This window comes from Azospirillum sp. FG154, assembly GCF_057809575.1.
In genome coordinates this window covers 43150-69442 of record NZ_JBMDKF010000005.1, presented here as the reverse complement: position 1 = coordinate 69442, position 26293 = coordinate 43150, and the positions used below count along the sequence as shown (strand labels likewise).

The window sequence follows — 26293 nt, the reverse complement described above, 5'->3', positions numbered from 1 at the left end:
GGAGAAATCGGACATGACCAGCTCTGTGACCACCGGGTTCGTGCCGGGTTCGCAAATCCTTCTGCAATCCTTGACGGCGGGATCAAACCTGTCGTCGATCCTGGTCGCTCAACCGTCGACCGGCGCTCTGACCATGGCGTCCTCCACGTCGGGCGCGGCGAACGGCGCCTATTGGCAGGTGGCCGACGCCGGGCAGACCGCGACCTACAACGGCCAGACCCTGGCCGGGATTTATCTGATTTCGCTGTCCACCCACACCGGCGCGCGCTTCCTGAACGGCGACACGGCGACCGCCCATGTCACCCTCGCCGCCGCGCCGTCGTCCAGCACGCCCTCGGTCTGGTTCCCGGTTCCCACCGTGATGGGCGGCTATTGCCTGGCCTGCGCGCCCGGCCCGCAGACCACGGGCGTGTCGGTGTGGTTGACCAACAACAACAACCCCGGCCCTGGTCCGAACCTGTCGCTGTGGAGCATCAGCAATCAGGGTTCCGGGGTCACGGACAGTTGGTGGCAGCCGGTGCCGGTGACGTTCGGCGCGTCCCTGTAAGCCGGAGCGGTTGCGTGCGGGGGGCGGGCGGGAAATTGGCACGCTCCCTGCATTGATATCATCGACCGCGAGAGAGGATCGCCCGATGACCTACGCTTCCGCCCTTGGCCTGTCCAGCAACGCCGCCGCCGCCCAAGCCGCTCAGGCCGCCAACGCCCCGCGCGGCCCGGCCAATGTGGAGGCGGCGGTGCGCAACGCCAGCGCCAAGACGGGGGTCGATTTTTCCTATCTGATGGAAAAAGCTGCCGTGGAGAGCGGCTATCGCACGGACGTAAAGTCCTCCTCCTCCTCGGCGACCGGGCTGTACCAGTTCATCGACAGCACCTGGTTGCAGACGATGAAGGAGCATGGCGCGGAGTATGGCCTTGGCAAATACGCCAACGCCATCCAAACCCGCAGCGACGGACGCCCTTACGTCGCCGACCCTGCGATGAAGCAGGAGATCCTGGATTTGCGCAAGGATCCCAACACGTCAGCCCTGATGGCGGCGGCCTTCACCAAGGACAACAAGGATTATCTGGAAGAGACGGTGAACGGCAACATTGGCTCGACCGAACTCTACATGGCGCATTTCCTGGGCGCGGGCGGCGCCTCCAAATTCCTCAACGCGATGCAGGAGAATCCCAACCGCTCCGCCCGCGATCTGTTCCCAGAGGCGGCGGCGGCCAACAAAAACGTCTTCACCGACAAGGAAACGGGCAAGGGCAAGTCGTTGAAGGAGATTTACGACCGCTTCGCCTCGAAATTCTCGGAAAACCCGGTCGCCAAATTCGCCCCGGCCCAGGCCGCGACCGACGCGGTGCGCAAGCAGGACATGACCGACGGCTTCACCACCCAGGTGCCGATGATGCCCAGCAAGGCGCTGAACGGCACGCCGCTGTCGATCTATCAGGTCTTGGCGTTGAACGCGCTGGAAACCCCCGACGAGGTGGACGGCGCCAACGGCAAGCAGACCCGCCCGCGCGACAAGGAGCACCGCCGCATGCGCGACGAGCCGGTGCGCACCGACCAGGCCGCCGACGCCGGGGTCAGCGTCGGCTTTGGTCTGGGGCTGGGCCGCGTCGTCGGGTCGGAATCGACGCCGGGCGGTCTGGTCAACACCGTGACCTCGGCGTCGACCGCCGCCGCCTCATCCGCCGCGACGGTCAAGGTCGCGGCCTGACCGGCAGCTTTTGCCGGTATGGGCGCCGACTCTGCCGGGTCAAAGGCGCCCAGCCCGTCCTTCTGGGGTCAGTCTTTCTTGGATCAGTCTTTTTGGGCGGCGGCCTCCTGCTCCGCCTTCCATTTGGTCATGAAGGCGCGGAACGCCTCGTCCATCTCCGCCCACACCCGTTGGGCGATGGGGTCGTCGGCCACCGTCTCAATGTAACGGGACAGCTTGGCGAAGCGCGACAGGGTGTCGTCACCAAAGGCCGCCAGCTTGTTGCCGTAATAGAGCCAGGGAACCAGCACGCAATCGGCCAACGACAAGTCCGCCCGCGCGGCGTAGCCGGTGGGTTGGAGAAAATGCTCCAGCGCGTTCAAGCCCTTGTCCAGGCTGGCGCGCTCCGTCGCCTCCTCGATTTTGAAGCTGGAATCGGAGGCGGCGCGCAGCAGGCTGAACAGGCTGGCGCAATAGAGATCCACCGTGCGCGGGATCAGCCGGGCCAGCGCGCGTTCCTGCGGGGTGACGCCCAGCATCGATGGGGTGGGGTGTAGGTCTTCGAGATACTCGCAGATAATCAGGCTTTCCGGCAGGATGAAGCCGTTGTGCTCCAGAACCGGCATCTTGCCGATGGGATTCATCGCCTGAAATTCCGGGGTGCCGAGCGCGGCCGGACGCAGCGCGATGTCGATGCCCTTGGCGTAGCCCTGCATCCGCACGCGGGCGACATAGGGAGAACCGGCGGAACCGTGCAGAACGATCATGATGGGACGCTCGCCTCAATCAGGATGGGATGATGGTCTATACCACCATGCGCCTTGCTGACGGAGCCGATTCCCGTCGGTGACGGCCCGTTGGGTCTGCCCAAAAGATCGGGTCGTCCTTGAAGTTCCGAACGTCCGTGCTATCCTGCGTGGCAAGGAGGTGACGCGCCTTCGGTTCCCTGAACAGGCGAGGCCGGTTTCCCGACCCCGCCCTTGGGTTCTTACTTATCCTGGTCCTTGTTGAAGCCGGCTTCCAACTCGATCTTCACCTTGAACCAGAAACGGTCGAACCATTTCAGGAACTTTCTCAAACGCGTCACCTCCTTCCGGTGCGCCGAAGCGGGGATGTTCCCGTTCAGCGGGAAAACCATAAGCGAAAACGTTCAATCAGGCGATGGGTTTGGCTATCTTTGCGGCGCCGTCGCAAGGCGGGCCTGCGCGTTTGCGCGCGGGCGATTCCTTGACCCAGTGACGCGCTGCACTTAATTTGATGGTTTGTCGCGGGCGCTGGTCGCCATTTCCCCCTTTCTTCCCTGTCGAGCACCCATGGCCGTCCTTCCGATCCTCGTCGCTCCTCACCCGGTCCTGAAGCAGAAGGCGAAGCCCGTCGCCGCCGTGGACGCGCGCGTCGCCGCGTTCATGGACGACATGGTGGAAACCATGTACGCCGCCAACGGCATTGGGCTGGCCGCGCCGCAGGTCGGCGTGCTGGAGCGGATCATCGTCGTCGACGTCCATGAAAAGGACCAGCCGCGCAACCCGATCCGCCTCGCCAACCCGGAAATCATCTGGTCGTCGGAGGACAAAGGCCCGTGCGAGGAAGGGTGCCTGTCGGTGCCCGAACAATACGCCGACGTCATCCGCCCGGTGGCGGTGCGCGTCCGCTACCTCGACGAGACCAACACACGGCGCGAGCTTGACGCGGACGGCATGCTGGCGACCTGCCTTCAGCATGAGATCGACCATTTGAACGGCGTGCTGTTCGTCGATCACCTGTCGCTGCTCAAGCGCAACATGATCCTGCGCAAGGTGCAGAAGCAGCAGAAGGCGAGCGCCTGATCCCCCTCTGGCGCGCGATGTCCCGATGACCCAGCTTCGTCTTGTTTTCATGGGCACGCCCGATTTCGCCGTGCCCAGTCTGGCCGCGTTGATCGCGGCGGGGCATGAGATCGTTTGCGTCTACAGCCAACCGCCGCGCCCCGCCGGGCGGGGGCAGCAGGTGCAGAAATCCCCCGTCCACCGCTTCGCCGAGGAAAAGGGCGTCCCCGTTCGCACGCCCAAAAGCCTGCGCGACGCCGAGGCGCAGGCCGAGTTCGCCGGGTTGAACGCCGACGCGGCGGTGGTCGCCGCCTATGGCTTGATCCTGCCGCAAGCGATCCTCGACGCGCCGCGTCTGGGTTGCGTCAACGTCCATGGATCCTTGTTGCCGCGTTGGCGCGGGGCGGCGCCGATCCAGCGGGCGATTCTGGCGGGCGACGCGGAAACCGGCATCACCATCATGCAGATGGACGTCGGGCTGGACACCGGGGCGATGCTGTCGAAAGAGGCGGTGGCGATCACGCCCGCGACGACGGCGAGCGGCCTGCACGATGATTTGGCGGCGCTGGGCGCGCGGATGATCGGTCCGGCGCTGGCCGGTCTGGCCGACGGCAGCCTGACCGCGCAGCCGCAACCCGAGGAGGGCGTGACCTACGCCGCCAAGCTGACGCGCGAGGATGGTCGGCTCGATTGGAGCCAACCCGCCGCCTTTGTCGAGCGGCAGGTCCGCGCGCTGACCCCCTGGCCCGGCTGCTGGTTCGACATTGGGGCGGAGCGCATCAAGGTTCTGGCGGCGGAGCCGGGCGGCGCGGCCATGGCGGCGCCGGGAACGTTGCTGGACGACCGTCTTACGGTGGCCTGCGCCGATGGCGCGGTGCGCTTGACCCGCGTGCAGCGGCCCGGCAAGGCCCCGGTCGATGGCGCGGCCTTCCTGCGCGGTTTCGCCCTGCCGGTCGGCTCCGTGATCGGCGCCCCCTGATGCAGCGGTGGAAACTGACCGTCGAGTATGACGGTCGGCCCTTCGTCGGCTGGCAACGGCAGGACAACGGCCCTTCGGTGCAGCAGAATTTGGAAGAGGCGGTGTTCCGCCTGTCCGGCGAGACGGTGCGCGTCCATGGCTCGGGCCGCACCGACGCGGGCGTCCACGCGCTGGGGCAGGTCTGCCATTTTGATTTGGGAAAACCCTTCACCGGGCTGAAGCTGCGCGACGCGCTGAACTTCCACCTGAAACCCGCCCCCATCGCGGTGCGGGAGGTCGAGGCGGCGGACGAGCAGTTCCACGCCCGGCTGACCTCCATCGGGCGTTCCTACGTCTACCGCATCGTCAACCGGCGTGCGCCGCTGGCGCTGGACGCGGGCCGCGCCTGGCACGTCACCCGCCCGCTGAACGCCGAGGCGATGCACGAGGCGGCGCAGGTTCTGGTCGGCGCGCACGACTTCACCAGCTTTCGCGCCGCGCTCTGCCAAGCCAAATCACCGTTGAAGACGCTCGACCGCCTGGACGTCGAACGGGTGGGCGAGGAGGTGCGGATCCACGCCGCCGCCCGCTCCTTCCTGCACCATCAGGTGCGCAACATGGTCGGCACGCTGGAACTGGTCGGGGCGGGCAAATGGACCGCCGCCGATTTGCGCGCCGCGCTGGAGGCCCGCGACCGCAGCAAGGCCGGACCGACCTGTCCGCCCGATGGGCTGTATTTCGTCGCGGCGCGCTATTGAGCGGGCGGCGTCACGCCCGCCGCAAAATCTCTTCGGCCAGCGCCTGCATTTCCGCCGACGCCTGCGACTTGCGGGCGGCTTCCGTCACCGAAAAGCCGCTCATCAGGGTTCCGGCGTAGGCGGTGCGGTTGCCGATTTGGGCCTCGGCCAGTTGGACGGCGGGCGGGTTGGCCAGTTCATGGACCTTGGCGATCAGCTCGTCGGCGATTTTGGCGCGCGGCGGCACGCGGTTCAGCACCAGCAGCAGGCGGCGCTTTTCCTGAGTCGCCAATTCGATGGTCGGGTGGACCGCCCACAGATCCATCGGGCTGGGCTGCACCGGGGCGACGACCAGGGCGGCGGCGCGCACGGCGATCCGCGCCTCCGTCTGGGCGTGCGGGGGGCTGTCGATCACCACGATGGCGTGGCTGCGGGCCAGCTTCTCAACCTCGGCCTGGGTGCGCCAGCCGTTGATCTGCACATGGGTGAAGCCGGGCTTGCCGCCGGTCGCCTCCGTCCGCACGGCGTGCCAGCGGGTCAGGCTGCCTTGCGGGTCGATGTCCACGGTGGCCACCGAATGGCCCAACTGCGCCCAGGCGATGGCCAGATGGGCGGCCAGCGTGGTCTTGCCGGCGCCACCCTTTTGCTGCGCCACGGTGAAGACCTTGCCCGTCATGCCCGCACCCATCATTGTTGTTGATTGTTGTGTCGTCGCGCCAACGCTGCTTCCGTCATAGCCCTGCCATGACGCGGGCGCAACCCGTGCGAATTGACACAGCGTCGCCACCCGCTACAAAGACCCCCGTGACCGACCAAGCCCCCACCACGCCCGACTCCGCCGCCGCTCCTGTCGCCGACAAGCGCCCGGCGTTGCTGCCGACCACGCCGCCCGGAATCGCCCGCGCGGGCGAGCTGCTGCGCGCGGGCAAGCTGGTCGCCTTTCCGACCGAGACGGTGTACGGGCTGGGCGGCGACGCCACCGACGACCGCGCCGTCGCCGCGATCTTCGCCGCCAAGGGCCGCCCGCAATTCAACCCGCTGATCGCCCATCTTCCCGATCTGGCGGCGGCGCAATCCTGGGCGCTGTTTGACGAGCGGGCGTTGGAGCTGGCGCATCAGTTCTGGCCCGGCCCGCTGACCATGGTGCTGCCGCGCCCGGCCAATTCGGCGCTGTCGTTGCTGGTCAGCGCCGGTCTGGACAGCGTGGCGATCCGCGTGCCGGGCCATCCGGTGGCGCAAGCCCTGCTGCGGGCGGCGGGGCGGCCCATCGCCGCGCCCAGCGCCAACCGTTCCGGCGCGGTCAGCCCGACGACGCCGCATCATGTGCTGGAAAGCCTGGGCGACCGGGTGGACGCCGTCGTCACCGGGGGGAAATGCGCGGTCGGGCTGGAATCCACCGTCATCGACCTGACCGGGCCGGAGCCGGTGATCCTGCGCCCCGGCGCGGTGCTGCCCGAGGAGATGGAACGGCTGATCGGCCCGGTCCGTCTGTCGGCGGGCGACCCGACCGCGCCGAAAGCGCCGGGCCAGTTGGAAAGCCACTACGCCCCCAACGCGGCGGTGCGGCTGAACGCCAAATCGGCGGAGGAGGACGAGGCGCTGTTGACCTTCGGCCCCGACCGCTTCGTCTTTGGCGGAACCGCCCGCCTGAATCTCAGCCCGCAAGGCGACCTGAACGAGGCGGCGGCCAACCTGTTCAGCCACTTGCGTCAACTCGACCAGAGCGGCGCCCCCCGCATCGCCGTGATGGCGATCCCCGACGAAGGGCTGGGCGTGGCGATCAACGACCGCCTGCGCCGTGCGGCGGCGCCGCGTTCCTGACGCGCGCCCATCGTCGATGGAAATGGCGGGCGGGAGATTGTAGAAGGGAAGCGCCACGAGGCCCCTCACCATCGCCGGACCCCGCACCATGACCAGCATTTCCGCCGCCGCTCTTCAGAACGCCCTGGACCAGATTCGCGCCGTCGTCGGCCCGACCGGCATCCTGACCGAGGCGTCGGACATGGCCCCCTATCTTGCGGAGTGGCGCGGGCGCTTCAAGGGAAACAGCCCGGCGGTGGTCCGTCCAGCCAACACCGGGGAGGTCGCCGCCGTCGTCCGGATTTGCGCCGACGCCGGGATCCCCATCGTGCCGCAGGGCGGCAACACCAGTCTGGTCGGCGGCTCCATCCCCTATGAGGAGGGGCGCGAGATCGTGCTGAGCCTGTCGCGGATGAACCGCGTCCGCGAGATCGACCCCCTGAACTACACGATGACGGTCGAGGCCGGGGTGGTCCTGACCAGCGTGCAGAACGCCGCCGCCGAGGTGGACCGGCTGTTCCCCCTCAGCCTGGGCGCGGAAGGCACGGCGCAGATGGGCGGGTTGATTTCGACCAACGCGGGCGGCATCAACGTCCTGCGCTATGGCAACACCCGCGATCTGGTGCTGGGGCTGGAGGTCGTGTTGGCCGATGGCCGGGTGTGGGATGGTCTGCGCCGTCTGCGCAAGAACAACACCGGCTATGACCTGAAAAATCTGTTCATCGGCGCCGAAGGCACGCTGGGCATCGTCACCGCCGCCGTGCTGAAGCTGTTCCCGCGCCCGCGCCAGTCGATCACCGCCTTCGTCGCCGTGCCCAGCCCCGCCGCCGCCGTGGAGTTGCTGGCCCGGCTGCGCGCCGCGTCGGGCGACGCCGTGTCGGCGTTCGAGTTGATGTCCCGCCGCTGCCTGGATTTCGCGTTGAAGCACGTCGCCGGGACCATCGACCCGCTGACCGAGCGCTCGCCCTGGTACGTCATCACCGAACTGACGGCGGGCACCCAGTCCGACGCCTTCCAGGAGACGGTCGAAACCGCGCTGGGCGAGGCGTTCGAGGCCGAATTGGCGACCGACGCGACGCTGGCCCAATCGGAAACCCAGGCCAAACAGCTTTGGTTCATCCGCGAGGCCATCGTCGAGGCGCAGAAGTTCGAGGGCGGCTCGATCAAGAACGACGTGTCGGTTCCGGTGTCGCGCGTCGCCGAGTTCATCGAACTGGCCGAGGCCGCCGTCGCCAAGGCCTGCCCCGGCATCCGCCCAACCCCCTTCGGCCATGTCGGCGACGGCAACATCCACTTCAACCTCAGCCAGCCCGAAGGGGCCGACAGCGCCGCCTATCTGGCCCGCTGGGACGAGATTTGCCATGTGGTGAACGAGGTGATCTTCGCGCTGGACGGTTCGATCTCCGCCGAACACGGCGTCGGGCGCTTCAAGAAGGATGAGATGCCGACGATCAAGGGGCCGGTCGAGTTCGACCTGCTGCGCGCGGTCAAGGCGACTCTGGACCCGAACGGCCTGCTGAACCCCGGCAAGATGCTGCCGTAATCATCACGGCGTAATCATCACGGCGGCGTCCCCCGGCTGGCGAAATAGCGGGCCGGGGGAACGCCGAAGCTGCGTTTGAACATGGCGATGAAGGCGCTGGGCGTGGCGTAGCCCAGCGCGTCGGCGATCTCGGCCACCGGCTCCCCGCGCGCCAGCCGTTCCAGCGCGTGGGTCAATTGCGCCTGTTGGCGCCATTGGGCGAAGGTGAAGCCGGTTTCCGTCAGGAACAGCCGACGGGCGGTGCGCGGCGACAGGCCCGCCGCCTTGGCCCACGCCTCCAGCGTCCGCCCATCGTCGGGATGGTCGAGCAAGCCGTTGACGATGCGCAGCAGGCGGCGGTCGGACGGCATCGGCAGGTGCAACGGCTCTTGCGGGGCGCGGCGGATCTCGTCGAACAGCACCGCCGTCAGCCGTTCCTGATCGGGATCCAGCCGGTCCCGCAACTCCCATCCCGCCGCCCGCCGGACCAGGGCGCGCATCAATTCCCCGACGCCGACCACGCAGGGCCGGTCGGGCAGCGCGCGGGCGGCCTCCGGCGCGATCAACACCGTCCAACCGCTGAGCGCGCCGCTGACGGCGACGCGATGGGGTTCGCCCGGCGGCAGCCAACCCGCCCGGTGCGGCGGCAACAGCCAGGATCCATGCACGGTGCGGACATGGGCCAGCCCGCTTTCGATGCAGGAGAGCTGACCGCGCCGGTGGCTGTGCCAATCATACTCGCGGGTGCCCAGGCGAAACTCGCGCGCGTCGCCGTCGTCGCCCCACTGGACGACCAGCGCCGGACCATCGGCCCATTCGGTGACGTCGTCGGTTGGCGGAAACGGGTCGGTCATGGAGGGGACCAAGGGAGGGGGGGCAAGGTGGGCGTGAGGCGGTTTGGCAGTTTCTCGATGTTTATTGTCATGATGCCGATACCGTGACAAGCGGCGTCGCGGCGAGGATGACCGTCAGACGCGCCCGCCCCGGATCGAAGGGCGACGGGCGCGCTGTCCAATCCTCCCAATTCTTCGGAGTTTCGCCGCATGTCCGCATCCTCCGCCGCCTTGGCGGCTCCCTCGCCGTTGCTTCATCCCGGCTGTCCGCGCTGGGTCGCGGTCGCCGTCGCCTGTCTGTCCTCCTTCATGGTGGTGATGGACGGGGCCATCGTGAACGTCGCCTTGCCCGCGATGCAGGCCGATTTGGGTTTGAGCGCCGTTGAACTCCAATGGGTGGTCGACGCCTATTTGCTGACCTTGGGCGGCTTCATGCTGCTGACCGCGCGGGCTGGCGACCTGTATGGGCGCAAGGCGATCCTGCAATCCGGCCTTGTCCTGTTCACCCTGGCCAGCCTGGCCGGGGGATTCGCCGCGTCCGGTCCGGCGTTGCTGGCGGCGCGGGCCTTTCAAGGGTTGGGGGCCTCGGCGTTGGCCACCTCCACCCTGGCGGTGATCGTCGCGGTCCACCCCAACGGGTCCGGGCGGGAGACGGCGATTTCCCTGTGGGCGGCGTCCAGCGCGCTGGCGGCGGCCTTTGGCGTCACCATCGGCGGGGTTCTGACGGCGTTCGCCGATTGGCGTTGGGTGATGTTCGTCAACGCGCCGGTCGGGGCGCTGCTCAGCCTGATCGTGGCGGCGTCGCTGAAGCCGCCCGCCCCGGCGGCGCAACGGCCCGCGCTGGACGTCGTCGGCGCGCTGGCGATCACGCTGTGCCTGGGATCCTTCATCCTGGGCGTCACCCAGTCGGTTCATTGGGGCTGGGAGTCGCCGCTGGTGCGCGGCGCCTTGGGGGGCGCGTTGGCGCTGCTGGTCCTGTTCGTCGTCGTCGAGGCGCGGGTGGAGCAGCCGTTGGTGCGGTTGGGGATCTTCCGGCTGCGCAACATCCTGTTCGGCAACGCGCTGGTGATGGGGCTGGGGGCGGCGTTGACCGCGTCGATGTTCCTGCTGTCGGTGGTGTTGCAGCGGATCGCCGGTTATGGCGCGCTTGACGCCGGGTTGGCGATGCTGCCGATGAGCCTGTCGCTGGCGGTCGCCGCCATCGCGTCCCGTCCCTTGCGCGACGCCGGGTTCAACCGGCTGCCGTTCGTTGGCGGCTTGGTCGGCGCGGTCGGCATGGCGTGGCTCAGCCGGATTCCGGCGGTTCCCGATTATGCCGCCGATCTGCTGGGGCCGACGCTGCTGGTGGGCGGCGGTCTGGGTTTGATGATTATGACGGCCACGCAAGCCGCGCTGGCCGGGGTGCCCGGCAAGGACGTCGGTCTGGCGTCCGGCCTGTTGAACACCGCGCGTCAATTGGGCGGGGCGGTCGGGGTGGCGGCGTTGGCGACGCTGGCGCAGGCCGTGGCGCGCGACGCGGCGGGCGCGGGGAGCGTGGCCGCCGCCCTGGCGGGCTATCACGCCGCCTTTCTCGCTACGGCGGCGGTCTGCGTGACGGCGGCGCTGGCCTCGCTGTTCCTGCGGCGCTCGCCGGAATGAGCGCGGCGGCGTGAGGACCGCGCCGCGTAGAAAGGGCGACGGGATCGTCAGAATGTTGCGGGGGACAGGCTTGCGGCGAAAGACGCTTGGCCGCGCTTGTCCCCGCCGCGACACAACGCTATTGTGCGGCCTTCCATGGTTCCGCGCCTGTTCGTACCGCGAGAGAGAGTTTTTCCGATGTCCAAGCCGCGCACTCTGTTCGACAAGATTTGGGACAGCCACGTCGTGCATCGCCAGGATGACGGCACCTGCATCCTCTACATCGACCGCCATCTGGTGCATGAAGTCACCAGCCCGCAGGCGTTCGAGGGGCTGCGCGTGGCCGGTCGCCCGGTGCGCAGCCCGATGGCCACTCTCGCGGTTCCCGATCACAACGTCCCCACGACCGACCGCTCCAAGGGCATCGTCGAGGAAGAGAGCCGGATCCAGGTCGAGGCGCTGGACAAGAACGCGCGGGATTTCGGCATCCGTTATTTCCCGATGGACGACGTCCGCCAGGGCATCGTCCACATCGTCGGGCCGGAACAGGGCTTCACGCTGCCCGGCGCCACCATCGTCTGCGGCGACAGCCACACGGCCACGCACGGCGCCTTCGGCGCGCTGGCCTTCGGCATCGGCACGTCGGAGGTGGAGCATGTGCTCGCCACCCAGACGTTGTTGCAAAAACCGGCCAAGAACATGCTGGTCCGGGTTGACGGTTCGTTGAACCCCGGCGTCACCGCCAAGGACATCGTGCTGGCCATCATCGGCAAGATCGGCACGGCGGGCGGCACCGGCTACGTCATCGAATTCGCGGGTCAGGCGATCCGCGATCTGTCGATGGAAGGCCGCATGACCGTCTGCAACATGGCGATCGAAGGCGGCGCGCGCGCCGGTCTGATCGCCCCGGACGACAAGACCTACGCCTATGTCCAGGGCCGCGCGCTGGCCCCGAAGGCGGGCGCGTTCGAGCAGGCCGTCGCCTATTGGAAGACGCTGCCGTCGGACGAGGGCGCGGTCTATGACGCCACCATCGTGCTGAACGCCGCCGACATCGCCCCGCAAGTCACCTGGGGCACCAGCCCGGAAGACGTGCTGCCGATCACCGCGACCGTGCCGAACCCGGCGGACATCGCCGACGAGGGCAAGCGCGCCGCCGTCGAACGCTCGCTGGCCTATATGGGCCTGACCCCCGGCCAGCCGCTGTCCAGCGTCAAGGTCGACACGGTGTTCATCGGCTCCTGCACCAACGGGCGCATTGAAGATCTGCGCGCCGCCGCCGATCTGGCCAAGGGCCGCAAGGTGGCCGAGGGCGTGCGCGCCCTGGTCGTCCCCGGTTCGGGGCTGGTCAAGGAGCAGGCCGAGGAAGAGGGTCTGGACAAGATTTTCGTCGAGGCCGGTTTCGAGTGGCGCGAGCCGGGTTGCTCGATGTGTCTGGCGATGAACCCCGACCGTCTGGCCCCGGGCGAGCGCAGCGCGTCCACCTCCAACCGCAACTTTGAAGGCCGTCAGGGCCGTGGCGGTCGCACCCACCTCGTCAGCCCCGGCATGGCCGTGGCGGCGGCGGTGACGGGCCATTTGGCTGACGTGCGCGAACTGGCGTAAGCCGGGTTCGGTCGTTTCAGCGACGCTTGGGTTGTGACGGCGGGCGGAATCCTTCGGGGTTCCGCCCGCTTTTTTGCGCGGATTCGCCCATGGCTTGCGAGCGGGGGCGTTCCCATTTACTCTCAGTGTGGATCATCAGGAGCAAGCGGCATGACCAAGAGCCAGCGGGACCGCATCAAGGCTGGTCTGGCGCGTTACACCGAGAAGGCCACGGCCTCGCCGGAGGCCGCGCGCGCCACGCTGGTGCGTGAGGGGATCTATTTGCCCGACGGCACGCTGTCGCCCAACTACCGCGACGCGAGCGCCTCGTCCCAGGGTTGAGCGCGCGGGATGAGCCGTCTGCACACCGCCTTTATCCTCGGCTATCACGGGTGCGACGTCGCCACCGCTGAAGATGTTCTGGCGGGGCGAACGGTTTTGGCGTCCAGCACGCGGGATTATGACTGGCTGGGGCCAGGAATCTATTTCTGGGAAGCCGATCCGCGCCGCGCCTGGGAATGGGCGGAATGGAAAGTGTCGCGAGGGGCGTTTGCCGAACCGGCGGTCGTTGGCGCGATCATCGACCTTGGCGACTGCCTGGATTTGATGGCCCGTGACAATCTGGAACTGTTGGTCAGCGCGCATGAGTCGCTGACGGCCACCCATGACGCCGATCCGTCGCTTGGCCCCCTGCCGCAGAACAGGAAGGCTTATGGGGCGGATGAGGATCATCTTTTGCGTTATCTGGATTGCGCGGTGATCCGCCGCTTGCACGCCTCCATGGAAGATGGCGGGGAAACGGCCTTCGACACCGTGCGCGGGCTGTTCACCGAATCCGCCCCCCTGTTTCCCGGAAGTGGTTTTCGCGCGAAAACCCATGTTCAGGTCGCGGTCTGTCGGGCCGACAGCATCAAGGGGTATTTTCGTGTCGCAGAGCCGTTCTGACGTGGGCGCGCGCGGGGGTGGCGTTTTGACCATTCTGGCGATCTCCGGCAGTTTGCGCGCCGCGTCCACCAACAGCGCGCTGTTGCGGGCGGCGGCGGCGGTTGCGCCGGAGGGCATGACCGTCACGGTCTTTGCCGGGTTGGACGGGCGCGGGGTCGGCGGTCTGCCGCCCTTCAACCCGGATGACGACGGCGAGGATGGCGACGGCGACCCGGCCTTGCCGACGGTGCGGGCGTTTCGGGCGGCGCTGGTCGCGGCGGACGCGGTGGTGATCGCCTGCCCGGAATACGCCCATGGCGTGCCGGGCGCCTTGAAGAACGCGCTGGATTGGGTGGTGGCGAGCGGCGAGTTTGTGGACAAGCCGACGGCGCTGCTGCACGCCTCGCCGCGTTCATCCTACGCGCGGGCGGCCTTGGCGGAGGTGCTGACGGTGATGTCGGCCCGGCTGGTGGAGGAGGCCAGCGTCACCATTCCCCTGATGGGAAAAACGCCGGAGGAAGCGGCGGCGATCTTGTCCAGCGCGGAAAGCGTCGCGGCGCTGCGGAGCGCTCTGGCGGCCATGGGCGTTGTTGTGGGTCGGGGGGCGGCAGTCTGAGTTTTGGCGTCCGTGCTTTTTGAGAGGGTTGTCCGCATGGAAAAGCCGGATGCGGAGGACGCGCGCATCCGGCTTTGTGATGACCGATGGGCTAAGTTTACGGCCGCTTCGTCGGCAATTCGTCGAGCGACAAGACGCCATCGCCGTTGCGGTCAAGCTGCTTGAAATGAGCGGTCCGGCGCTGTTTGATCGTGTCCGCCGACTGCTTGGAATTGCCGCGCGGCGCGTTCAGAAATTCGTCGAGCGACACGCTGCCGTTGCCGTCGGCGTCCATCGCCTTCATCATGGCCGCGTGCTGAGCGGCGCGCTTCCCGGATCCAGGGCCTTGCCCCTGACCTTGCTGCGCAAACGCGGCGCTGCCGGACATCAGAAGAACGGCGGCGACAGCCGCCATCAGCATCGTTTTCATGGTTGCCTCCAGTTGAGAGCGGATGGTCTGCCCTCTCACGGACATTGAACACCCACTCTGTAACGGTAGCATGTCGGCAAAGAGATTTTCTGTAACCATTGGTAACGGGCGTAGTGAATGCCCGGTAAGAGAGGGGATGTTTTGGAGACTAAACACCGCCCTTGACCTTGATTGCGCGGATCAAATATTTCATACAACCTTTGTCATGTGATTTTTTGTCGCGGGTCGCCTTGGTGGATTCGCTGCAAACGACGCTGGATGGCCGTCGCTTGCGAGCGTGACTCGCCGTGCCGCTGGACGCTCGCTCGCCGACGTCTCAAGAAACACAGGCTGTCATCCCCGCCGGAAGCGGGGACGACCATGGATGATCGACAGAAGAACGATCACTGCGAATCGGGCCGAAGCGAGCGTCAGGCTTTCTTGACGAACTCGGACTTCAAATCCATCGCGCCGACGCCGTCGATCTTGCAGGAAATGTTGTGGCCGTTGGCCCCGTCGGTCAGGCGGATGCTCTTGACCTTGGTGCCGCCCTTGATGACCAGCGACGATCCTTTGACCTTCAGATCCTTGATGACGGTCACGCTGTCGCCGTCGGCCAGCACGTTGCCGTTGGCGTCGCGGATCTCCGAACCATCGGCGGCGGGGGCGCTGGCCGCCGCGTCCGGGTTCCATTCATGGGCGCATTCCGGGCAGATCCACAGGCTGCCGTCCTGATAGACATGTTCGGAATTGCACTGGGGGCATTTCAAATCGTCGGACATCGCGGGTTCCTTCTCGCTGGCCGTGTCGCTGGGGAGCGGCACCCTAATGCAGCGACCGGCCAATAGGAAAGACAAGCTTTCGCGTGGGGGTATTGCGCCGCCGCCTGGTCCCCTGGCCTCAGTCGCCGCGCCCGCGCGGTTGACCCAGCAGCCCTTGCGGGCGGTAGATCAGGAACAGCGTCAGCAGCCCGAAGGCCACGATGTCTTTGTAGGCGATGACGAAATAGGCCGACCAAAAGGTTTCGACCAAGCCCAGCAGCGCCCCGCCCAGCATCGCGCCGGGCACCGATCCGATGCCGCCGACCACCGCCGCCGCCAGCGCCTTGAAGCCGATCAGCGAGCCGGTGAAAAAGCTGACCCCGCCGTAATAAAAGGCGATGACCGATCCCGCCGCCGCCGCCAGCCCGCCGCCGATGGCGAAGGTGACGGCGACGGTGCGGTTGACGTCCACCCCGACCAGCTCCGCCGCCGCCAGATCGTCGGCGCAGGCGCGGTGCGCCCGGCCATAGGCGGTTTTCTGGATGACGCCCCACAGCAGCGCGTACAGACCGGCGGTCAGGCCGAGGATCGCCAGTTGCGAGGACAGCGCCGTCACCGTGAAGGCCCCATCGCCGATCAGATCATGGCGGTCGGCCAGCGCCGGAGTCGGCCACCAGTCGCGCGCGCCGTGCAGCAACCGCATCCCCTCCTGATAGGCCACCGACAGCCCGACGGCGATGATGAGCGGCGTGTGGGAACGCACGCCGCGCAGCCGCCGGAAGACCAGCCGGTGCATCGTCCAGCCCTGGACGGCGGTGAAGCCCATCGCCAGCAGCAGCACCCCCAGCAAGGCGGGCGGCCAGCTCGCCAACCCGGCCATGCCCAGCCCGGCGGCGGCCATCGCCGTCATCATCGCGCCCAGCATGGTCAATTCGCCCATCGCCAGATTGATCTGGCCGATGATGGCGTAAACCAGCGTGTAGCCCAGCGCCAGCAGCCCATAGACGCAGGCCACCGTCGCCGCGTTGATGACCTGTTGCAGCAGGAACAGGAACGGCGTCCACAGCGTTTCGACGCCGCGCACGAAGCTCGCCGCCGGAGCGGCGTCGTTGCGCGGGGGCTTGATGCGGATCCATTGCTCCAGCATGGCATAATGGATGCCGGACAACCAGCCGGTGCGATCGGTGGCGACGGCGGCCAATTGGGTGCGTCCGGCTTCGGTCGAGCTTCCGGCGAATCGGCAGGTGATCCAGTGCGACTCCCCGGCGGATTGGTAATCCAGCCGGATGGCGCGCGGGTCGTCGGCCAGCATCCGCGCGGACACGCCGGTGAAGGACTCGTCCTCAAAGGCTGGAATCAGCTTTCGGCACAGCAATTCCTGGTCGGCGTCAACGCCGCACCCGGCCAACAGCGGAAGACAGGCAAGCAACAGCAGAAGATGGCGGAGCACGGAGCGGCCCGGTTGTGACGACCGCTTGAGCCTACCGACAATCCGCCCGGCTGTCATGCGCCGGGTTGCGCCGCTGTGGACGGAACCGGGAAACGGTTTTGCGACGGTTCCCGGCGTCCAAACAACCAAAACCCTTTACAGCGCCTGAACCGCCTTCAGCACGGCGGCGACATGGCCCGTCACCTTCACCTTGCGCCAGACGTTGCGGACGACGCCGTCCTTGTCGATCAGGTAGGTGGCGCGCTCCAGGCCCATGTATTTGCGGCCATACATGCTTTTTTCCACCCAAACGCCGTAGGCGTCCGACACGGAGCCGTCAACGTCCGCCGCCAGGGCGAAGGGCAGCTCGTATTTGGCCTTGAACTTGTCGTGGCTGGCGACGCTGTCCTTCGACACGCCGATCACCACCGCGTCCACGGCGGAGAAATCCGGCAATTGGTCGCGGAAGCCGCAGGCTTCGGAGGTGCAGCCGGACGTGTCGTCCTTCGGGTAGAAATACAGCACCACCGGCTTGCCGCGCAGGGCCGACAGGGTGACGCTGCCGCCCCCGTCGGTCGGCATGGTGAAGTCCGGGGCGGTGGTTCCGACGTCAACGCTCATGGCAGTTTCTGGTCCTGTTGAGAGGCGGGCGGGGCGATGTGCGACGCCGGTTCCTCGACCAGGGCGACATAATGGCCATGGGCGCGGGCGGCGATGGACCGGATTGTGGTGTCGAGTTCGGCGAAGTCAACCACAGCCGGATTTTGAGTCGAGTTTTGGGCCGGATCGCGATCCGGGAAAGCGGCGCGGGCCAGTCCGGCCAGCAGGGTTGGGGAGATCTGTTCGGGGTCCAGCGCTCCGGCGGTGGTCAGGCGCAGGAATCCCTGCACCCGCCGCCACAGCCGCAGGGTCGCCTCCAACTCCGTCGCCACCTCGGGGGCCAGCGCCCCGCTGCGGGCGGCGTTGCGCAGGGCCTTGGCGGTGCCGATGTGCAGAATCTCGGGCCGCTCATGGCCGTGGCGCAGTTGCAGATATTGCGCGGTGAATTCGATGTCGATCAGGCCGCCGCGCGCGTATTTGACGTTCCAGGGATTCTTGGTCCCGAACTCCTTGTCGATCCGGCGGCGCATGTCGGCGACGTCCCACAGAAGCTTGTCGGGATCGCGCGGCGCGGTCAGCACGGCGCGGATGGACGCGGCCACCCGCTCGGCCAGGGCGGGATCGCCGCCGATCACCCGCGCGCGGGTCAGGGCCATCTGCTCCCACGTCCAGGCGTCGGTCGCCTGATAGTTCAGGAAGGCGTCGAGCGCGGTGGCCAGCGGCCCGGCGTTGCCCGACGGGCGCAGCCGCATGTCCACCTCGTACAGCCGCCCGTCGGCCATCGGCGCGGTGATGGCGTTGGTCAGGCGCTGGGTCAGCTTGATGTAATACTCGTTCGGCGACAGGGGTTTCGCCCCGTCGGACAGCGTGGCCCCGCCCTGCACGTCGTAGATCACGATCAGGTCGATGTCCGACGTGATGGTCAATTGGCGGCTGCCCAGCTTGCCCATGGCCACCACCACCCAGGCCCCGCCGGGAATCCGGCCATGGCGGGCGGCGAACTCCGCCTCCACGCGGGTGGCCAGATCGGGAACCACGATGTCGGCGAGGTCGGCCAGGAAGGCGCCGCAGCGGTCGCCGTCGGTGATGCCGCGCAGGATGTGGGTTCCGGCGCGGAACCGCTGGTCGTTGGTCCAGCGCCGCGACAGGGTCAGCGCGTCTTCAAAATTGTGGGCCGCGCTGATGACGCGGGCGTAATCGGCGGCCAGCCCGCTGTCCTTGCCGGGCAACGGGTCGAAGAAATCGGGCGAGATCACCGCGTCGAGCAGCGAGGGGTTGCGCGACAGGGTGGCGGCCAGTTGCGGCGCGGTGCCCAGAATCTCGGCGGCCAACTCCATCAGCCAGGGGTTGGCGACGAACAGCGAGAACAGGCCGACCCCGGCGGGCAATTTTTCCAGGAGGCCGTCGAAATTCATCAGCGCGGTGTCGGGGGCCGGGGTCTTGGCCAACTCCGTCAGCAAGGTGGGGGTGAGTTCGGTCAGCAGCTCGCGCGCGCGGGGCGAACGGGTGGCGCGGTAGCGGCCCCGGTGCCAGGACGACACCACGGCGATGACCCGGCTGGCGTCGCGATAGCCCATGCCGGTCAGCGTCTCCACCGTGCCGGGGTCGTCGTCGGTGCCGGTGAAGACCAGATTGCCGGGGCCGGACAGCGACGGCGCTTCCTCGAACAACTCGGCGTAACGGTCCTCGACCCGGCCCAGACGGGCCAGCAGATCGGCGCGGAAGACGGCGGGATCGGCGTAGCCAAGAAAGGTGGCGAGATGGGCGACGCCCGCATCCTCGACCGGGATGCGGTGGGTTTGGCGGTCGTCGATCATCTGGATGCGGTGTTCGACCCGACGCAGGAAATTGTAGGCCTCCGCCAACTCGTCCACCGCCGTTTGCGGCACCCGCCCAATGTCGCACAGCGCCTGATTGGCCCGCAGGGTGGGGGCGACGCGCACGCGGGCGTCGCGCCCGCCAAAGATCAGTTGCTGGGTCTGGGCGAAAAACTCGATCTCGCGGATGCCGCCGCGCCCGACCTTGATGTCGTGGCCGTTGACCGTCACCTCGCGGTGGCCCTTGTGGGCGTTGATCTGGCGCTTGATCGAATGGATGTCCTGGATCGCCGCGAAATCCAGATTGCGCCGCCAGATGAAGGGTTCCAGATAGCGCAAGAAATTCGCCCCGGCCTCAAAATCGCCCGCCACCACGCGGGCCTTAATCATCGCCGCCCGTTCCCAATTCTGGCCGACGCTGGCGTAATAGACCTCCGCCGCCGAGACGGAGACGGCGAGCGGGGTGGCGCCCGGATCGGGGCGCAGCCGCAGATCGGTGCGGAAGACGTAGCCGTCCTTGGTGTGTTCATCCATAATGCGGACAAGATCCCGTGCGAGACGGATGAACGTCCGCGCGAGGTTGTCCGGCTGGGGCGTCTTCACAACGGCGTCGTCGTACAGGACGATCAGGTCGATATCGCTGGAATAGTTGAGTTCGCGCCCGCCAAGTTTGCCCATGCCCAAAACGATCAGGCCCGAGCCGACCCATGGACGCTCCGCATCCGGCAGCGTCAACGTCCCCGCTTCCCCCGCCCGCCGCAGCAGATGCGCGGCGGCCAGCCGCACGGCTGTTTCGGCGGTTTCCGACAGCGCGCCCGTGACCTGCTCCAGCGTCCAGGCCCCGGTGACGTCGGCCAGCGCGATCAGCAGCGCCGCCCGCCGCTTGGCGATCCGCAACGCCGCCATCAGCCGGTCGATGGAACGTTCCTGCGCCTGTTCCGTTTCCAGCGCCGACATCAGCCGGTCGAAGGTGGGGGCGAAGCCGTCCTCCACCACCCGACGGACAAAGGGCAATTCGCGTGACAGGTTGAGGCTGAGATACGGGCTGTTGCCGCACACGGCGTCGATCAAGGCGCGGCCCGGCGCGGAATCGGCGAAGCCCTCGGCCCAGCCCTTCAGGTCGGGATCGGTGGACGACGCGGCCTGTTGGCGCCATCGCTCCAGCCCCAAGGCGGCTTGCGCCGGGTCGAAGGGCTGGGGGAAGGTGGCGGCGGCGAGCGTGGCGAAGGGCATGGCGGTCGGCTTTCCTGCACAAATCATGGGCAAAAACCTGCACGGCTTGCCGGGTTGCGTCAATTGGGCGTTTTCTCGCGCCGGGGCGTCGCGGGGCGCCGCCGTCATCGCCGCTGGACGGTGGCCCGCGTGATAAGGCGGACCGCAAAGATTTTGGGGCTGACCGCCGCCGGGGCCGTCGTCGTCGTCGCGGCGGCGGCGGGGCTGTTCGTCTGGCGGCTGGCGCAGGGGCCTATCGCCCTCGACCCCTTCATTCCGATGGTCGAAGAGGCGCTGAGCGACCCCGACGGGCGCTTCATAGCTCAGGTTGGCGAGCTGGTGCTGTCGCTGGAGGCCGAGGACTCGGTGGGCGAGGTTGGGGCCGGGCCGCGCCGGATCGATGTGCGGGCGCGTCGGGTGCGGGTGGTGAACGCCGACGGGGCGGAGTTGGCCGCCGCGCCGGAAATGGGCATTGGTTTTTCCATCCCCGGTCTGTTTCTGGGCAAGCTGGCGCCGACGCGGCTTGATTTGGCGCGCCCACGCATGACGGTGTTGCGGCGGGCCGACGGCAGTCTGGCGTTTGACGTGCGTTCGGCGCCCGCTCCCGTTGACCCGGACCAGCCCGACGCGCTGGAGGCGGAGCAGACCGACCCGATGCGGGAGCTGCTGGCCAGCCTGCGCGGCGCGCCGGACCTCAACCGCCCGATGGGGGCGTTGCGCCGCCTGTCGGTGACGGGCGCCGATCTGACGGTGGTCAACCGGATGCTGGGCCTGTCCTGGCACGCCAAGCGCGCCGACATCGTGCTGACGCGCGACGCGCGGGGAACGGAAGGCAAGGCGCGGCTGACTCTGGACGTTTCGCAGCGGGACGGCGACCGCCCGGTGACGGTGGACGCCAGCGGCAGCTACCGCAATGGCGACGCGGCCACAGAGTTGATCGTCGCGTTTGACGGATTGAACCCGGCGTCGCTGGCGTCCTTTGGTCCGGCGCTGGCCCCCTTGGCGGCGGTGGAGTTTCCGCTGAGCGGGCGGACGGAGGCCCGGCTTGACGACGGGTTCCGACCAACCCGCGTCGCCTTTGATCTGAAGGGCGGGGCGGGGCGCGTGACCGTCGCGCCGTTGCGTCCGCAGCCCTACGCCGTGGCGGGGATGAGCGCGCGCGGCTCGCTGGATCTGAGCGGGCGCGCGGTGACGCTCGACGCGCTCTCCCTGTCGCTGGCGGGTGAGGACGCGCTGAGCCTGTCCGCGCAAGGCGCGGTGGCGGAGCGCGACGACACGCGGACCGGCAACGGCACGCTGACGCTGACGACGCCCAACGCTGGCGGTTCCCAACAGACGACGACGGTCGCGATCAATGGCGCGCATGGCCCCGACCGGGTCTTGAACGCGACGTTGCGTCTGACCGATCTGCGGCCCGACCGTTTGGCGGCCCTGGCCCCGGCTTTGGCTCCGCTCGCCGCCGTCGCCTTGCCGCTGTCGGGCGAGGCGGAGGTCGCGCTCGACCACAATTTCGAGCCGCTGCGCGGGCGTCTGGCCGTCACCGCCGGAGCGGGGCTGGTCCGCCGCCCCGACCTGTTCGACCAACCGCTGCCGGTGGCTTCGGCGGAGTTGCGGTTGCATGGGGAGCGGGGCGCGGACAGCGGGGCGGACAGCCGTTTGGAGATTGACCGTCTGGCGCTTGCTCTGGGCGACGCGGCGACCGGCCCGCGAATCGAGGGCAAGGCGAGCGTGAGCGAGCGCGGTGGGATCGCCTCGGTCAACACGTCGGTGACGGCGCGCGGCGTGCCGCTCGACGATTTGGTCCATTATTGGCCCAAGCCGGTTGGCGCCAACGCGCGCGAGTGGGTGACGCAGAATGTCGCCGTCGGCGTGGTGACGGAGGCGACGGCGACCGCCGCGTTGACCGTGCCGCTCGCCAACCCGGCGGCGGCGGACGTGACGCGTTTCGGCGCGGTTCTGCGCGGCGAAAACGCCAGCGTCCGCTATTTCCGCCATCTGCCGCCCGCCACCGGCGCGGCGATGGAGGCGACGACCGACGGCAAAACATTCAACATTCAAACCAAGGGCGGGCGGGTCGGCGACATCGACGTCGGCGACGGCACGGTGGTGATTGGCGGGTTGGAGATCGGCAAGGAGACGATGGACATCCGCGTTCCGGTTTCCGGCCCGGTCCGCTCCATCCTCACCCTGCTCGACACCCCGCCGCTGGGCTATCCCAGCAAGCTGGAGTTGGACCCCAAACGCACGCAGGGAACCGCCGAGGCCCAGTTGCATTTCGCCTTTCCCCTGCTGGCCGATCTGACCTTTGACGATCTGAATTTGGACGTGGTTGGGCGGATGCGCGGCGTCGGGGTGGAAAAGGTCGCGGCGGGGATGAACGCGACGGACGGCGACCTGTCGTTGGCGCTCGACCTTAAGTCCATGGCGATCAAGGGAACCACCAAGCTGGATGGGATTCCGGTCAGCGTCGATTGGAAGGAATCCTTTGAATCGGACGGGCGTGGGCCGCGCACGCGCATCGCGGTGAAGGGCAACGTGGACGCCGCCGATTTGCGCAGCCATGGCGTTGATCTGGAGGATCGGGTGTTGGGGCCGATGGGGGCCGACATCCTGTTCACGGTGGACCGCAACCACAAGCTGGCGCTGGGCGCCACGATGAATCTGGAAAAGACCCGCCTGTCCATCGCCGAACTGGGGTGGGAGAAGCCGCCGGGCCAACCGGGAACCAGCAAACTGAGGCTGGAGTTCAACAAGGACCGGCCCACCCGGATCAGCGGTCTGACGGTGGACGCCGGGGGGTTGAAGGCGCAGGCGAGTGTGGAGTTGGCCGACGGCGGCCGTCGGGTGGCGCGGGTGGTGGTTCCGTCGCTGAAGGTCGGGCAGACCGATCTGCGGGCCGATGTGACGGTGCGCCCGAAAAGCGGGACGACGCCGGTCGGCTACGCCGGAACCATCAGCGGCGAGAGCCTGGACGCGCGCAAGCTGATGGGCAAGGGCGAGCCGGGCGAACCGCCGCCGCCGCCCGAACCGCCCGACGTCAAGAAGACGCCGCTGGATTTGGAGTTGAAGCTGAATTCGGTGGTGTTCGGCGACGGGCGGCGTTTGCGGCAGGTGGCCGGGACCGTGCGGCGCGACGCTGCCGCCTGGACATTTCTGGACGTCACCGGGCGGAGCGGGGCGGGGCAGGATGGCGCGGTGTCGTTGTCCTACAAGCCCGGCGCGAAGGGGTTGTTCGACGTGGCGATCCGGGCGGACGATCTGGGCGCGGCGCTCAGCGCCATGGACATCAACGACCGGGTGCGCGGCGGGCGGTTGCACGTCACCGGGCGGACCACCGAACCGCGCGCCGATTCGCCGATCGAGGGGCAGGCCGAGATCCTCAACTACACCCTGATCGACGTGCCGGTTCTGGCGCGTTTGCTCAACGCCATCTCGCCCTCGGGCTTCGCCGAATTTCTCGAAGGCGGCAAGGGGGTGAATTTCGGGCGGATGTCGGCCAATTTCCGCAAGCAGGGGCCAAAGCTGAGCTTGGCCGATCTGCGCACCTCCGGTTCGGCCTTGGGGCTGACGCTGGAGGGGGATGTCGATCTGGACCGTGAAACCGCCAATCTGCGCGGGACCATCGTGCCGATCTATGGGCTGAACCGTTTGGTTGGGCAAATCCCGCTGCTGGGCGATCTGCTGAGCGGCGGCGAGGGGCAGGGGATCTTCTCGGCCACCTGGCGGGTGCGCGGGCGGCTGGCCGACCCCGACGTCACCGTCAACCCGCTGGCCATTTTGGCGCCGGGTTTCCTGCGCAACCTGTTCTTTCTGGGCGAAGGCGGGCCATCGGCCCCGAAGCCGAACGCGCCGTCTTCGTCCGGGCGGCCCCCGTCGGGATCGCAAGACCGATAGATGGCAGGGGTCAGACGCTCAGCACGTCGGCGCGCATGGAAAAGGCCGGATTCGGGTAGACGTCCAGGAACAGGTTGATCCGGTCGTTGTCGCCCCGGTTTTCCACCGCGTGCTTGCGCCGGTTGTTGAAGTCGTACGCATGGCCGCGCTTCATGGTGAAATCGCGGCTGCCGATGCGGTACGTCACCTTCGGGCTGTCGGTCAGGGCGATGTGAATCCGGTGGGCCTTGGTCGCCATCGGCTGGCCATCGACGTGCGGGGTGATCTTCACCTTCGGGGCCAGGGACACCAGAGCCAGCCGCGTCACCACCGCCCGTCCGCAACCCAGCCGCTCCACCACCTGCTCGATCACCGGGGTCATCACGTCGCGGACGCCCAGCCAATCGGGAAAGGCGTAGACGCGGCCCATGTCGGTGACGATGGCCTCGACCGGCAGAAAGGGGGCCAGCGGCAGGCCCTTGGCCCGCGCCCAGCGGGCGACGAGCTGCTCCATATAGGGAAAGCCCAGCGAATTGGCCTGGATGTCCCATTCGTGCCAATAAACGATGGCGCGGCTCGCCTCGTGGTTTTTCGCGGCCAGCGCCTCTTGCCGGAAGGTGTTGCGGTTCCAGGCCGCGTCGTCCAGCCCGGCGACCAGCGCGGTCAGCCCCGACACGTCGATGGCGCCGAGATCGCGATAGGGGACGCCGATGTCCATGGCGGAACGCTCCTGCGGGTGTTGCGGCTTCAGCCTTCCTCCTACAACGGCGCGGGCGGCGGCGCGACGGGAATGTTGCCCGCGCCGATGGTTTCAGAGCGAGGCGTCACTTGGTGACGGGGAGCGGCGGGGCCGGGTTGGCCGACAGGACGGCGCTGCGGTCGCGGCAGCGGTCCACCACTTTGGGGCCGCAAGCCACGAAGCCCAGATCCTTGTCCAGGCAGATCCGCACCTCCGACACGTCGCGTTTGGAGCAGACGACCGCCACGCCTTCCGCCGTCAGGCCGGGGTTGGCTTCCAGAAACAGCCGCTCGACTTGCATGGCCGGAACGGTGGCGCCGGGGGTTTTCAATCCGTCGGGAACGACGACTTTGGCGTGGGCGGCGCGCAGCTTGGCGAAATAATCGGTGGCGTTCAGGCCTGAACAGGTGCCGTGCTTGCTCCATTCATGCACCATCAGCCCGACGCTGGGCATCACCGGCATGGTCTGATCGACCACCGCCTTGGGCAGGCTCCGGTCGCGGGTGCAGGAGGCCGGGTAGCCGCCGTCCTTGTTCTGCGGCCACAGCCCATGGACGACGAAGCCGAATTTGCGGTCGGCGCCGCATTGGTCGGGGTCAGGCGCTCCCTTGGCCCGCGCGCAATAGGTCGGCGACCAGGACAGGGTCAGCACGTAATAATCGAAGCTCCCCGGCTCCGCCCGCTTCTGCGCCCAGGACGGGCTGACGGCGAACAGCGCGGCAACCAAAGCGGACAGGAACAACGCGGCGTGTTTCCGCATGACGACAGTTTCCCCAAGCGATGCGTCCAATCATTGCATAATCCACAACCGGGATGCGCGCCGCAAGAGCGCCGTCGGGGAAATTCATCGTGGCCAGCCTTCACCGCCGCCTGTTGGAGCAAGGGAAAGGCCGTTCTTTCGGGAAGGGCCTTTCTCGTCACGAAAGTCAGGCGGATTTTGGGATGCGGGCAATCACCTTGATCTCGAAATCGAATCCCGCCAGCCAGTTTACGCCGACCGCAGTCCAGTTTGGATAGGGCGGATCGCCGATCATCTCCTCACGCACGGCCAGAACAGTCTCGATCTGATTGGCCGGGTCGGTGTGGAACGTTGTGACGTCCACCACGTCGGGCATCGAACAACCGGCGGCCTTGAGGACATTGTTGAGATTTTCAAAAGCAAGGCGCACTTGACCTTCAAAATCTGGATGAGGCGATCCGTCCTCTCGGCTGCCGACTTGACCGGATACGAACAGAAGGTCTCCTGATCGAATGGCTGCGGAATAGCGATGCATGTTGTAAAGAGCGTGTCGCCCTTTGTTGGCTGGAAAGACGGCTTCGCGTTGGGTCATTCATCAACTCCTAACTCTGTTGCGGGCGTTGCGCGGACAGGGCTGGTTCCGCCGGAACT

At 67.6% G+C, this 26293-nt stretch carries 24 protein-coding genes; 13 read left to right on the top strand and 11 right to left on the bottom strand.

Annotation, left to right across the window (positions count from 1 at the left end):
* Window positions 1-13: 13 nt before the first annotated feature.
* Window positions 14-547, top strand: coding sequence for a hypothetical protein (locus tag ACODS4_RS07575; protein ID WP_488862281.1), 534 nt, complete (start codon window positions 14-16; stop codon window positions 545-547).
* Between the two features lie 85 nt (window positions 548-632).
* On the top strand, window positions 633-1709 hold the full coding sequence (locus ACODS4_RS07570) for a transglycosylase SLT domain-containing protein (protein ID WP_488862279.1): 1077 nt from the start codon (window positions 633-635) through the stop codon (window positions 1707-1709).
* A gap of 83 nt (window positions 1710-1792) precedes the next feature.
* Here the strand turns inward: ACODS4_RS07570 and ACODS4_RS07565 are convergent, their stop codons facing one another.
* On the bottom strand, window positions 1793-2455 hold the full coding sequence (locus ACODS4_RS07565; protein WP_488862277.1) for a glutathione S-transferase family protein: 663 nt from the start codon (window positions 2453-2455) through the stop codon (window positions 1793-1795).
* Between the two features lie 546 nt (window positions 2456-3001).
* Between ACODS4_RS07565 and def the strand changes: the two genes are divergently transcribed.
* Genes def through truA form a run of 3 tightly spaced genes read left to right on the top strand, consistent with a single transcriptional unit; the run spans window position 3002 to window position 5209 of the window.
* On the top strand, window positions 3002-3514 hold the full coding sequence (gene def, locus ACODS4_RS07560; protein ID WP_298374334.1) for a peptide deformylase: 513 nt from the start codon (window positions 3002-3004) through the stop codon (window positions 3512-3514).
* A 25-nt stretch (window positions 3515-3539) separates the two neighbouring features.
* Complete coding sequence (fmt, locus tag ACODS4_RS07555; RefSeq protein ID WP_488862274.1) at window positions 3540-4472, top strand: methionyl-tRNA formyltransferase; 933 nt, start codon at window positions 3540-3542, stop codon at window positions 4470-4472.
* Entirely contained in the window at window positions 4472-5209 is a 738-nt protein-coding gene (gene truA / locus ACODS4_RS07550; protein ID WP_488862272.1) for a tRNA pseudouridine(38-40) synthase TruA, read from the top strand. Before fmt ends, truA begins: the two co-directional genes overlap by 1 nt.
* Window positions 5210-5219: 10 nt before the next feature.
* Here truA and parA read toward each other — a convergent pair whose 3' ends face one another.
* On the bottom strand, window positions 5220-5864 hold the full coding sequence (gene parA / locus ACODS4_RS07545) for a ParA family partition ATPase (protein WP_488862270.1): 645 nt from the start codon (window positions 5862-5864) through the stop codon (window positions 5220-5222).
* 128 nt (window positions 5865-5992) lie between these two features.
* Between parA and ACODS4_RS07540 the strand changes: the two genes are divergently transcribed.
* Window positions 5993-7009 carry an L-threonylcarbamoyladenylate synthase gene (locus ACODS4_RS07540; protein WP_488862268.1) on the top strand — a complete coding sequence of 339 codons (1017 nt, stop codon included), beginning with the start codon at window positions 5993-5995 and terminating at the stop codon, window positions 7007-7009.
* A gap of 88 nt (window positions 7010-7097) precedes the next feature.
* A complete protein-coding gene (locus tag ACODS4_RS07535; protein WP_488862266.1) occupies window positions 7098-8531 on the top strand; it encodes an FAD-binding oxidoreductase in 1434 nt (477 codons plus the stop codon).
* A 17-nt stretch (window positions 8532-8548) separates the two neighbouring features.
* Here ACODS4_RS07535 and ACODS4_RS07530 read toward each other — a convergent pair whose 3' ends face one another.
* A complete protein-coding gene (locus ACODS4_RS07530; RefSeq protein ID WP_488862264.1) occupies window positions 8549-9364 on the bottom strand; it encodes an AraC family transcriptional regulator in 816 nt (271 codons plus the stop codon).
* Between the two features lie 189 nt (window positions 9365-9553).
* Here ACODS4_RS07530 and ACODS4_RS07525 point away from each other — a divergent pair, with 189 nt between their 5' ends.
* The 5 genes from ACODS4_RS07525 (at window position 9554) to ACODS4_RS07505 (ending at window position 14084) form a co-directional block, all read left to right on the top strand.
* Complete coding sequence (locus tag ACODS4_RS07525) at window positions 9554-10981, top strand: MFS transporter (protein WP_488862262.1); 1428 nt, start codon at window positions 9554-9556, stop codon at window positions 10979-10981.
* A 177-nt stretch (window positions 10982-11158) separates the two neighbouring features.
* Window positions 11159-12565, top strand: coding sequence for a 3-isopropylmalate dehydratase large subunit (leuC, locus tag ACODS4_RS07520; RefSeq protein WP_488862261.1), 1407 nt, complete (start codon window positions 11159-11161; stop codon window positions 12563-12565).
* A 150-nt stretch (window positions 12566-12715) separates the two neighbouring features.
* Complete coding sequence (locus ACODS4_RS07515; protein ID WP_488862259.1) at window positions 12716-12886, top strand: hypothetical protein; 171 nt, start codon at window positions 12716-12718, stop codon at window positions 12884-12886.
* 9 nt (window positions 12887-12895) lie between these two features.
* Complete coding sequence (locus ACODS4_RS07510) at window positions 12896-13489, top strand: hypothetical protein (RefSeq protein WP_488862257.1); 594 nt, start codon at window positions 12896-12898, stop codon at window positions 13487-13489.
* The gene (locus ACODS4_RS07505) at window positions 13470-14084 is read left to right on the top strand and encodes an NADPH-dependent FMN reductase (protein WP_488862255.1); all 615 of its coding nucleotides are present in this window, start codon (window positions 13470-13472) and stop codon (window positions 14082-14084) included. The genes ACODS4_RS07510 and ACODS4_RS07505 overlap by 20 nt, the downstream gene beginning before the upstream one ends.
* A 97-nt stretch (window positions 14085-14181) precedes the next feature.
* Here the strand turns inward: ACODS4_RS07505 and ACODS4_RS07500 are convergent, their stop codons facing one another.
* The 5 genes from ACODS4_RS07500 to ACODS4_RS07480 all read right to left on the bottom strand — a co-directional run bounded on the left by ACODS4_RS07500 (window position 14182) and on the right by ACODS4_RS07480 (window position 20339).
* Window positions 14182-14493: an EF-hand domain-containing protein gene (locus ACODS4_RS07500; protein WP_488862253.1), complete on the bottom strand. Its 312-nt coding sequence runs from the start codon at window positions 14491-14493 to the stop codon at window positions 14182-14184.
* Window positions 14494-14903: 410 nt separating this feature from the next.
* Window positions 14904-15254: a zinc ribbon domain-containing protein YjdM gene (locus tag ACODS4_RS07495; protein WP_119832532.1), complete on the bottom strand. Its 351-nt coding sequence runs from the start codon at window positions 15252-15254 to the stop codon at window positions 14904-14906.
* A 118-nt stretch (window positions 15255-15372) separates the two neighbouring features.
* Complete coding sequence (locus ACODS4_RS07490) at window positions 15373-16683, bottom strand: branched-chain amino acid ABC transporter permease (RefSeq protein WP_488862250.1); 1311 nt, start codon at window positions 16681-16683, stop codon at window positions 15373-15375.
* A 135-nt stretch (window positions 16684-16818) separates the two neighbouring features.
* The gene (gene bcp / locus ACODS4_RS07485; RefSeq protein ID WP_488862248.1) at window positions 16819-17283 is read right to left on the bottom strand and encodes a thioredoxin-dependent thiol peroxidase; all 465 of its coding nucleotides are present in this window, start codon (window positions 17281-17283) and stop codon (window positions 16819-16821) included.
* Window positions 17280-20339, bottom strand: a complete 3060-nt coding sequence (locus ACODS4_RS07480; RefSeq protein ID WP_488862246.1) for a bifunctional [glutamine synthetase] adenylyltransferase/[glutamine synthetase]-adenylyl-L-tyrosine phosphorylase — start codon at window positions 20337-20339, stop codon at window positions 17280-17282. The genes bcp and ACODS4_RS07480 overlap by 4 nt, the downstream gene beginning before the upstream one ends.
* 102 nt (window positions 20340-20441) lie before the next feature.
* On the opposite strand from ACODS4_RS07480, the gene ACODS4_RS07475 reads away from it, so the two are divergent.
* On the top strand, window positions 20442-24185 hold the full coding sequence (locus ACODS4_RS07475) for a YhdP family protein (protein WP_488862244.1): 3744 nt from the start codon (window positions 20442-20444) through the stop codon (window positions 24183-24185).
* 10 nt (window positions 24186-24195) lie between these two features.
* Here ACODS4_RS07475 and ACODS4_RS07470 read toward each other — a convergent pair whose 3' ends face one another.
* The 3 genes from ACODS4_RS07470 to ACODS4_RS07460 form a co-directional block, all read right to left on the bottom strand.
* Entirely contained in the window at window positions 24196-24882 is a 687-nt protein-coding gene (locus tag ACODS4_RS07470) for an aspartyl/asparaginyl beta-hydroxylase domain-containing protein (protein WP_488862242.1), read from the bottom strand.
* A 106-nt stretch (window positions 24883-24988) separates the two neighbouring features.
* Window positions 24989-25663: a ribonuclease T2 family protein gene (locus ACODS4_RS07465; protein ID WP_488862240.1), complete on the bottom strand. Its 675-nt coding sequence runs from the start codon at window positions 25661-25663 to the stop codon at window positions 24989-24991.
* Window positions 25664-25829: 166 nt separating this feature from the next.
* The gene (locus tag ACODS4_RS07460) at window positions 25830-26234 is read right to left on the bottom strand and encodes a RidA family protein (RefSeq protein WP_488862238.1); all 405 of its coding nucleotides are present in this window, start codon (window positions 26232-26234) and stop codon (window positions 25830-25832) included.
* Window positions 26235-26293 lie beyond the last annotated feature (59 nt).

Coding starts and splice junctions, on each gene's coding strand:
- ACODS4_RS07575 (WP_488862281.1), top strand. CDS start 14: ATGACCAGCTCTGTGACCACCGGGTTCGTGCCGGGTTCGCAAATCCTT.
- ACODS4_RS07570 (WP_488862279.1), top strand. CDS start 633: ATGACCTACGCTTCCGCCCTTGGCCTGTCCAGCAACGCCGCCGCCGCC.
- ACODS4_RS07565 (WP_488862277.1), bottom strand. CDS start 2,455: ATGATCGTTCTGCACGGTTCCGCCGGTTCTCCCTATGTCGCCCGCGTG.
- def (WP_298374334.1), top strand. CDS start 3,002: ATGGCCGTCCTTCCGATCCTCGTCGCTCCTCACCCGGTCCTGAAGCAG.
- fmt (WP_488862274.1), top strand. CDS start 3,540: ATGACCCAGCTTCGTCTTGTTTTCATGGGCACGCCCGATTTCGCCGTG.
- truA (WP_488862272.1), top strand. CDS start 4,472: ATGCAGCGGTGGAAACTGACCGTCGAGTATGACGGTCGGCCCTTCGTC.
- parA (WP_488862270.1), bottom strand. CDS start 5,864: ATGACGGGCAAGGTCTTCACCGTGGCGCAGCAAAAGGGTGGCGCCGGC.
- ACODS4_RS07535 (WP_488862266.1), top strand. CDS start 7,098: ATGACCAGCATTTCCGCCGCCGCTCTTCAGAACGCCCTGGACCAGATT.
- ACODS4_RS07530 (WP_488862264.1), bottom strand. CDS start 9,364: ATGACCGACCCGTTTCCGCCAACCGACGACGTCACCGAATGGGCCGAT.
- ACODS4_RS07525 (WP_488862262.1), top strand. CDS start 9,554: ATGTCCGCATCCTCCGCCGCCTTGGCGGCTCCCTCGCCGTTGCTTCAT.
- leuC (WP_488862261.1), top strand. CDS start 11,159: ATGTCCAAGCCGCGCACTCTGTTCGACAAGATTTGGGACAGCCACGTC.
- ACODS4_RS07515 (WP_488862259.1), top strand. CDS start 12,716: ATGACCAAGAGCCAGCGGGACCGCATCAAGGCTGGTCTGGCGCGTTAC.
- ACODS4_RS07510 (WP_488862257.1), top strand. CDS start 12,896: ATGAGCCGTCTGCACACCGCCTTTATCCTCGGCTATCACGGGTGCGAC.
- ACODS4_RS07500 (WP_488862253.1), bottom strand. CDS start 14,493: ATGAAAACGATGCTGATGGCGGCTGTCGCCGCCGTTCTTCTGATGTCC.
- ACODS4_RS07495 (WP_119832532.1), bottom strand. CDS start 15,254: ATGTCCGACGATTTGAAATGCCCCCAGTGCAATTCCGAACATGTCTAT.
- bcp (WP_488862248.1), bottom strand. CDS start 17,283: ATGAGCGTTGACGTCGGAACCACCGCCCCGGACTTCACCATGCCGACC.
- ACODS4_RS07480 (WP_488862246.1), bottom strand. CDS start 20,339: ATGATTTGTGCAGGAAAGCCGACCGCCATGCCCTTCGCCACGCTCGCC.
- ACODS4_RS07470 (WP_488862242.1), bottom strand. CDS start 24,882: ATGGACATCGGCGTCCCCTATCGCGATCTCGGCGCCATCGACGTGTCG.
- ACODS4_RS07465 (WP_488862240.1), bottom strand. CDS start 25,663: ATGCGGAAACACGCCGCGTTGTTCCTGTCCGCTTTGGTTGCCGCGCTG.
- ACODS4_RS07460 (WP_488862238.1), bottom strand. CDS start 26,234: ATGACCCAACGCGAAGCCGTCTTTCCAGCCAACAAAGGGCGACACGCT.